General features: G+C 41.5%; 2 protein-coding genes. One reads left to right on the top strand and one right to left on the bottom strand.

The window, feature by feature from the left end; genetic code table 11:
- Window positions 1-548: 548 nt before the first annotated feature.
- Window positions 549-1,061: a phosphatidylglycerophosphatase A family protein gene (locus tag BDR01S_RS24430; RefSeq protein ID WP_066258568.1), complete on the bottom strand. Its 513-nt coding sequence runs from the start codon at window positions 1,059-1,061 to the stop codon at window positions 549-551.
- 194 nt (window positions 1,062-1,255) lie between these two features.
- Between BDR01S_RS24430 and yutH the strand changes: the two genes are divergently transcribed.
- Window positions 1,256-2,263 carry a spore coat putative kinase YutH gene (gene yutH, locus BDR01S_RS24425; RefSeq protein ID WP_066258564.1) on the top strand — a complete coding sequence of 336 codons (1,008 nt, stop codon included), beginning with the start codon at window positions 1,256-1,258 and terminating at the stop codon, window positions 2,261-2,263.
- Window positions 2,264-2,376: the final 113 nt, after the last annotated feature.

Genomic DNA, 2,376 nt, shown 5'->3' with positions numbered 1-2,376 from the left:
GTTACCTCTCTATCCCGCAGGAGTCGAGTGCCCTCCGCTCCAATCAACAGGGAGGTAAAACAACCTTAAGCATTGCAACATACTTTTCCTAGCTTGGTCATGTGTTCTGTAATCTCTAATATTTTGGTAGGTTGCAGAAAACCCCCTTCTTATCGACCACGCCAGTGCTTTTTTAACGGGCACGGGCTTTATAACCCATTCATTGACTTCGACTCTTTTGCCTTAAACATTGACTTCATCACTTATTCTTAATTTTTTTTATAAGTTGAGGGTCTCATATAAATATTACACTCTGTTGATTGGCGCGGAAGGCACGAAGACTCCTGCGGGAGTACGGGGCAGGGGAGACCCCGCAGAAGCGAAGCGACGAGGAGGCTCCCCGGCACGCCCGCGGAAAGCGAAGTGCCTGGAGTGCCAATCAACAGACATGTCAGAAAACCAACATATAACATAAAATATAACAAATTAACGTGGTGAATTGTTAAGGAAAATGGATTAATAAAAAGTTCGACAGCCTAAAAGGATGGGGATTCCCCATCCTTTAATTATTATTTTTTCTCTTTTTCCGCGCGTGCCGCCCGGTGTGCTAACCTGCTCGATGCTGCCGCTGCAATCGCACCAACAATATCATCTAAGAAGGTATGGCACTCTCCCGTGGATTTATCATTTAAATGCGCTAATATCCCAGGTTTTAACTTATCGATGTAACCGTAATTAGTAAAACCGATTGATCCGTATACATTTACAATCGAAAAGGCTAGAATTTCATCCACACCATAAAGACTTTCGTCTGTTCCAATGATTGATTGAAGTGGCTCCTCCAACATTCCTTTTTCAGCCAATACATCCAGCTGTATTCCGGTTAAAATGGCGTTCTGAACCTCACGTTTAGAAAGGACGCGTTCCACATTGGCAAGACAGTCTTCCATTTTCAAATTCTCATGATATTTTTCTTGTAAAAAGAAAACTAAATCAGCGATGTCTTGTACTTCAACACCTCTTTCTTTCAGCCATCTGCGTGCAGTTACTTCGGTTAGATTTACGTTTTGGTCGTCTGCCATCCTCTGATCACCTTTTCTATGGATTTTCATTCTATATATACTGTATTATTCTAACTTATGCAAATTACTCATAAAAAAGAGCAGGTTAAAGCCTTATATTCTCCTTCAACTTTCTCTGTTATTCAGGAACAAGATTCTTAAAGGTACTACATATACATGTGTTAAGAATAGGGAAAGAAATGAGGTGGGACCTAATGCTGCAGAAAATGCTGGAAAATCAATATGGCATTACGGTGGAGGAATATGTCAAATTAGATACTTACGATGCGTTAAGAGGAGATGGGTGGCTCTATTTAATCTCCAAACCAACTAAGGAGGAAGAGGATCTTGCAGAGCTTGAAAAAATAGCTGAGCATTTAAGAAATTATGGTGACCAAAATGTCCCGGTCTTTTTGCAATCGAAAGAAGGTCATCTAATTACGACATGGGAACAACATAAATATTGTGTCTTGGCTAATCAACAAACAGAAGCGCAGCGGAAAATAAAATTGGGCAGGAAATTGGCCAGGTTCCATGAGCGTGGGAGAAGGGTTCCCTTTCAAATCGAGAGGTCCAGCAGGGTTGGCCAATGGAAGTCATTATGGGAAAAGCGCCTGGAGCAGATGGAAAAGGTTTGGAATGGACTGCTTTTTCAATCACCCGAAGACGAGTTTCAGCGAATGTTTGTTGATTCCTTCCCCTATTATCTGGGGTTGACGGAGAATGCAATTCAATATTTAGTCGATACTGAAATAGATGATGAACCCCAAGAAACCGATAGCGGCACGGTCTGCCATGAACGTTTTACCCAAAAAACATGGGGGCCGCTCAATAATTATATGATTAAAAATCCTTTCGACTGGGTTTTTGACCATCGCAGCAGGGACCTAGCTGAATGGACCAGGGAAAGATACTTTCACAATTTCCAAACCTATGACGTGGAATTAAAACGATTTTTTGAAGAGTACCAGAGTATTTCTCCATTGTCACCATTTACATGGCGATTATTATATTCGCGCATAATTTTCCCACTCCATTACTTTGAATGCATCGAGAGTTATTATATAACCACTTCTGAACAGGATAAAAAGGTATTGGAGGAGAAGTTAATGAGGATTCTGCGGCAGTCTGGTGAATACGAACGATTTTTGGCCAGTTTTTATCAAATCACCGATGCCCCGATTAAGCAGTTAAATCTTCCGCTATTAGAATGGCTTTATTAAAGAATTTTAGCATGGAAAAAGCGATTGCCTCCTCGGGAGGCAATCGCTTATTTATAGAGCTTTGAACTTTGATAACTGTCTGGCTCCAGCACCCAGCGGCTAGTGGACTTCGC

This window comes from Neobacillus drentensis NBRC 102427, assembly GCF_001591445.1.
Taxonomy (GTDB): domain Bacteria; phylum Bacillota; class Bacilli; order Bacillales; family Cytobacillaceae; genus Neobacillus; species Neobacillus drentensis.
Note: the sequence above shows the minus strand (reverse complement) of the source record. Positions and strands in the feature narration are given on the sequence as shown.

Excerpts from the sequence above, each read along its gene's own strand:
- BDR01S_RS24430 (WP_066258568.1), bottom strand. The coding sequence starts at position 1,061 with ATGGCAGACGACCAAAACGTAAATCTAACCGAAGTAACTGCACGCAGA.
- yutH (WP_066258564.1), top strand. The coding sequence starts at position 1,256 with ATGCTGCAGAAAATGCTGGAAAATCAATATGGCATTACGGTGGAGGAA.